Source organism: uncultured Methanobrevibacter sp. (assembly GCF_937906425.1).
In the GTDB taxonomy this organism is placed as follows: domain Archaea; phylum Methanobacteriota; class Methanobacteria; order Methanobacteriales; family Methanobacteriaceae; genus Methanobrevibacter.
In genome coordinates this window covers 1-5,687 of the sequence record NZ_CALCYR010000025.1, presented here as the reverse complement: position 1 = coordinate 5,687, position 5,687 = coordinate 1, and the positions used below count along the sequence as shown (strand labels likewise).

The 5,687-nt window shown below is 30.5% G+C and carries 5 protein-coding genes; 4 read left to right on the top strand and 1 reads right to left on the bottom strand.

From position 1 onward, the window contains the following. A partial coding sequence (locus tag Q0138_RS00930) for a VTC domain-containing protein (RefSeq protein ID WP_297979646.1) occupies positions 1 to 290 on the bottom strand: 290 nt, incomplete at its 3' end. Positions 291 to 621: 331 nt separating this feature from the next. On the opposite strand from Q0138_RS00930, the gene Q0138_RS00925 reads away from it, so the two are divergent. From Q0138_RS00925 to Q0138_RS00910, 4 genes are all read left to right on the top strand, one after another. Further along, complete coding sequence (locus Q0138_RS00925) at positions 622 to 879, top strand: HPr family phosphocarrier protein (protein ID WP_297979643.1); 258 nt, start codon at positions 622 to 624, stop codon at positions 877 to 879. A 574-nt stretch (positions 880 to 1,453) separates the two neighbouring features. Continuing rightward, positions 1,454 to 3,556, top strand: a complete 2,103-nt coding sequence (locus Q0138_RS00920; RefSeq protein ID WP_297979641.1) for a hypothetical protein — start codon at positions 1,454 to 1,456, stop codon at positions 3,554 to 3,556. Positions 3,557 to 4,010: 454 nt separating this feature from the next. Further along, a complete protein-coding gene (gene aroD, locus Q0138_RS00915) occupies positions 4,011 to 4,694 on the top strand; it encodes a type I 3-dehydroquinate dehydratase (RefSeq protein ID WP_297979639.1) in 684 nt (227 codons plus the stop codon). A 63-nt stretch (positions 4,695 to 4,757) separates the two neighbouring features. Beyond that, entirely contained in the window at positions 4,758 to 5,480 is a 723-nt protein-coding gene (locus Q0138_RS00910; protein WP_297979637.1) for a hypothetical protein, read from the top strand. Positions 5,481 to 5,687 lie beyond the last annotated feature (207 nt).

The following is a 5,687-nucleotide window of genomic DNA, read 5'->3' as shown; positions in this document are numbered from 1 at the left end:
GCCTTGTACTTGGTTCCAAGACCATTAAGCTTGCTTTTCTTTTCCAGATGAATAATTGTAGGGTCTAAGTTGTAATACCTTATTCGAAATTTTTCTCTGGCATTTACACCATCTATTTTTTCTCGAAGTGCTTTATCATATAAATTGTCAAAATAAAGACTTCTTATCAGGTATTTACCATCTATCGCGTGCGGATCCGGGGTTGTGATAGCAGACATTCGTTGCCTGATGGCAATTAAGTCTGCGTAAGATATTGCATGTTTTACTTCATGCCGATAATTTTTTTCCATACTGAACTCCTATGAACTAATGATTAGATTTTTGCAGGTGTTTTCATTGTTTGTCCTGCAAAAAGTCTTCATTTGATGACCAAAAGTATATAGTGGAAATCTGCCGATGAAATGTTTTAAATGTGAAGAGTTGCTGAAATTTATTATGAAATTTTGTGAAAAAGTTCTTTCGTTTCAACTGAATGTAAAATCTTTTAGATTATTTTTTATTTGCATTGTTTTATCTGGCTATTTTATAGTTGTTTTAACAAAATCAACCACTTTTGGCATAAATTTTGCTAGTTAATTATAGTAGTTTAATTTATAGCAGTTTTGAAAGGAGACTTTAAAGATGAAAGAATTTAGTTACACTATAAAAGATAAGGATGGATTACATGCTAGACCAGCAGGTTTAATAGTTAGACGATTGAAGGAATTTCAAAGCTCAGTTACACTGACTTGCGACGACAGGTCATGTGATATGAAGGCGTTAATAAAACTTATGAGCTTAGCAATAAAGCAGGGAGAGACAGTTACTATAACCATAGATGGAAAAGATGAAGATGAATGTTTTGAGGCAATCAAGGCTGAAATGGAAGAACGATTATAATGTGCAAAAGGAGTGGTTATGCAGGAATTATATGGAAGAAGCGTATGTGATGGAATCGCAATTGGCAGAATAAAATTATTTAAAAAAAGTAAAATTATTAATCTTTTAAAAAAATAAAAGCAATTCAAGCGAATTTAATACCTTTAAAATAATAATTATTATATACTATGAGAAAAATAAATAAGTGTAATATTATTTTTACTTATAGACAATTTGTTGAAAAAATTTATCAAAATTTTTGTGTTTGATTAAAAAGACAAATGTCATAAATGAAAATGAATATGTTTTTTAGAAAAATTAAAGAATTAATTTTGATTTTTTAAAAATTGCTAATTTTTAGATTAGATTAAGTTAGTAATTCTTATAAAAAGTGGGTTGCTAATTTTTAGATTAGATTAAGTTAGTAATTCTTATAAAAAGTTTTTAATTACTAATTTTTAAATTAGATAAATTAGTAATTCTTATAAAAAGTTTTAAAAAGATTAAATTAATCTGGGAAAATATGGCCTAATGAATTAATTTAATCACAATTATAATTAGAAAATATTATTCTTAAAAGGAGGATAAAATTTTTATGAAATTTAAGAATTCATATATCTTATTGATTTCATTAATATCTGTCTTTTTGCTTTTAAGTGTGGCTTCAGTTTCAGCTGCTGATGCAGACACTATTGCAGTGGATGATGATGCTGCAATTGATGATGTTAGTGATATCGACTTAAATGATAATTATTTGAAGGGCAGTAATGTTTTATCTGATGATAGTAACTCCTCAGAGGATAGCAATGAGGCTGCAGTGGCTACAAATGCTACAGAAACAAATGATACAGATAATACAACCACTGTTGAACCTTCAATGACTATTGATGAAAAAACCAATGTGGATGTTTACACAAAACTTGTTAACATTTCAGTAACAATTAAAAATGCCAGCAATAAAACTGTAAGTTTTGTAAAAAACAACATTTCAGTTATCTACAGTTATGTTGAGGATAATGAAACCATTTCCACTGAACTTACTGACTTTAATGTAAGTAGCAGAAGGGTTATCTTTGAAGCTCCTAACTTGAATAATGCTTCAGTAACCATTATCTATAAAAACGGAACAGATGATCAGTTGAATGCAAGCACCCAATTGAATCCTGTCGTGACCGTGGATATCATTCCAATCAATACGGTTGTTGATTATCAAAGCGGAAACTTTACATTCAAGGTTATTGACAATTACACAGGTGAAATCGTTGCAAACAGAAGCATCACAATTCGTGGACTTTATTTCTATGATTATCCTGGAACTATGACTCCGTATAAATCATTTACAAGTGATGAAAATGGTATTATTACTTTGGTGAATGTGGATATCAGTAAGGACTTGGACATTACAGCTCTTATTAACAACTATTCATCCCTTTCCGTTGGGGAATATAACATTACATTCTCATCAGATGACAATGGCACTGCCGTTTCATCTGACAACAATAAGGCTACACTTACAGTAAACAAGGTAAACGCTACAATCAAGGCAAGCAACTATAAGGAACTTGTAAACAGCGGTAAAAAATTTACCTTCAAGGTTGTTAACTCTAAGACTGGTGAAGCTATCAAATTATCCAAGGTTTACTTTAAAATCAAGTTAAACAGCACTGGAAACTATACCACATTCAATGCAACAACAAACTTATCTGGTGAAGCAGGATTTAACTTAAGCCTATACAGCGGAACCTATCCTATTATCATTCAAAATATTAATGATAACATTAATGCGGCTAGCGTTAAGGTTAATGCAACATTAACCAAAAGGACAGGTGTCTTAACTGCAAGCAACAGATCCATTCTCTTTAACTCTGCAATTACTGGAATCATTAAGGTAACTGACAAATTAACCAAAAAGGTTGCTCCAAATGTAATCCTTAAGGTTAGATTATACACAAGTTCCAAAAAATACACTGATTATGCATTTATGAGCAGTTCAAAGGGATATGTTAAGTTCAGCGCTCCATTAAGTGTTGGAAAGCATAAGATGATTATCAGTTTCCTTGACAATAATTATACAGGAAGCAGCATTACCAGATATGTGACCGTTAAAAAGACCACCGGTAAGATTACCGCTGCTAAGGTAAACACTTACTACAAATCCGGCAGGGCATTTAAGATAAAATTGGTCAATGCTAAAAACGGTAATGCAATGTATGGTACTAAGGTAAGCGTTAGGGTTTATGTTTCAAGCAATAAATACTACAAATACACCGGCGTTACAAATTCAAGCGGTTACGTTAGTTTAGGTATCGGTACCTTAAAGCCAGGTACATACAAGGTTACTGTAGCTGCAGGTGAATCCGGTTACACTGCAAAGACAAAAACCAGTCAAATCAAGATTACCAAGGTTCCTACCAAATTAACCCCTACCAAGTTTTCAGCTAAATATGGGGCTGGAAAATACTTCAAGGTAAAAGTTACTCACAAGAGCAATAAGAAGGTTCTTTCAGGAGTTAAATTGAATGTAAAGGTATACACTTCAGCTAAGAAGTACAAGACTTATACAATCAAATCCAATTCCAAAGGAATCGCTAACTTGAAGGTAACCCAAAAGGTAGGTACATATAAGGTAGTTGTAAGCTCTGCAAATAAATATTACACTGCAAGCTCTGCAAAATCTACTATAACTGTAACTAAATAATTTTAAGAGATTTATTCTCTTAATTTTTATTTTTTTAATTCTTTTTTTATTTATTTTTAAATTAACTTATTTTAATTCTTTTTTTTAATATTTTTTTATTATTTTATTTTTAACTTGTTTTTACTTATTTTTACTTGTTTTTACTTATTTTTACTTATTTTTACTTATTTTTACTTATTTTTTGCTTTTAATTTTAAAAATAGAATTTAATTTTTTTATTTATTTTTTTTTAAATCTCTTTATTTATAAAAATTGAATTTAAATTTTTAATTTAATCTTGCAATTTTTGCTTTAATCTGTTAAAATGGTGTTTCAATTTTTTATTTATTTTTTTCTAAATTGCTTTTAATTTTTAAAAATAATGATTAAATATTTTAATTTAAAGGATTAAATATAATCATATAAAAGATTTGAAAATAAAATTATCCTAAAAGTCAATCATATGGGGTTGAAGATGTACAGTGAAACTAAGATAGCTATTCCAATTTTTCAAAAGAAACCTGAAGACATTATTGCAGTGGCAAAGGATTGCATCATCAAGGGTGCAGACATTCTAGAACTTAGAATAGATGGGATGGAAAGTCCTAATCCGCAAATCGTAAAGGAGATTATAGAGGAGATTAATTTTCCAACAATCGCAACCAATAGAACCAAAAAGGAAGGAGGTTCATTCAATGGAAGCGAAGAGGAAAGAATTGCTATTTTGGAAAAGGCCTGTGATGTGGCTGATTTTGTTGATGTTGAACTTCAAACAGACAGAAATCTGATTAAATCAATAACTGATACAGGGGTAAAATCAATTATTTCCTATCATAATTTCAATCAGACTCCGGATTTGGATTTTTTATTGGATATTGTAGATCAGGAAAAGGCTCTTGGAGACATTGCAAAGATAGCTGTAATGCCTAATCAGTTGGAAGATACATTAACCATTCTTGCCATTCTTTCACACTGTGATGACACTGTAGCTATTTCAATGGGGGAATTGGGAAGTTATACTAGAGTAATTGCTTCAAAGTTCAATGTTCCTTTCACTTTTGCAGTGGCTAATGATACAACAGCTCCTGGGCAAATAGACATTGATACGATGAAAGCATTGTTAAACAGCAATCTAATCGACCCAGATGACTTTAAATAGATTTATTTCTTAAAATAATTATAGGGTTATTATTAACTAAAAATTAAAAATGAACTTGATATTATGAAAGTAGTAGCTATTGGTGCAGATATTTCAAATAATGATGTTTCCGTTTCAGATTCATTAATTGAAAACATTGAAAAGGACATTCCTAAACTTATTGAATTAGGTGCTAAAAAGGCGGCTTTAACAAATGTTACAGGTGATGATGTAGTAATCAGTGCATTTGTTAAAGATGAACTATTGGAAACCGTCAATGCAGGCATTGTAAAAATATTAAAAGACAATGCAGAGGATTTAGGTGATTTGGATGGCATTTCCACAGATCCGGATAATGCAGGTGAAGGAATATCCTATGCTGAAGCAAGAGTTCAGGATGAAGGATATCAGGATGCAATAATAATGGCATTTGACACCTATGGTGGAGAGGATTTTGTTGAGGATGTTGCTAATTCAGCTATTGAGGCAGCCAGTGGAATGAAGTCTGTAATTGATGTAAGTGACAGAATAGGCTCCAGAAGGGACATTCCAGGAGTTGGCTATGTATCAAATGACACCGATGATCCTGTTGTTATTGCAAGTGTTAGTCAGCTGGAGGATATTGCAGTTGTTGCAGGTGCAATGATTGGTGCAGCACTTGGGCATAAAAACACTTACCTTGTTAGAAGGCACACTCCATGCAATGTATTGCCTGGAAGTGTACTTGTATCAATAACTGCATTAATGAATGGAAATATGATTGATTTATCTATTCCATTTGAGAATAAAACACGAATTCTTGGATAAGTTTAATTAAATTAAATGCAGATGTTATAAATTTATTAGTTTTTCATTTAATTTTATTTATTTTAGTCATTTCTTTAATTTAATTAAATAATTTTTTTTAACAATTTTTCATTTTCACATTTTCTATTTTTCACATTTTCTATTTTTAATTTTTTCATTATTTTTTATTTTCATTTTTTCTTTATTTTCACTATTTCATTATTTTTT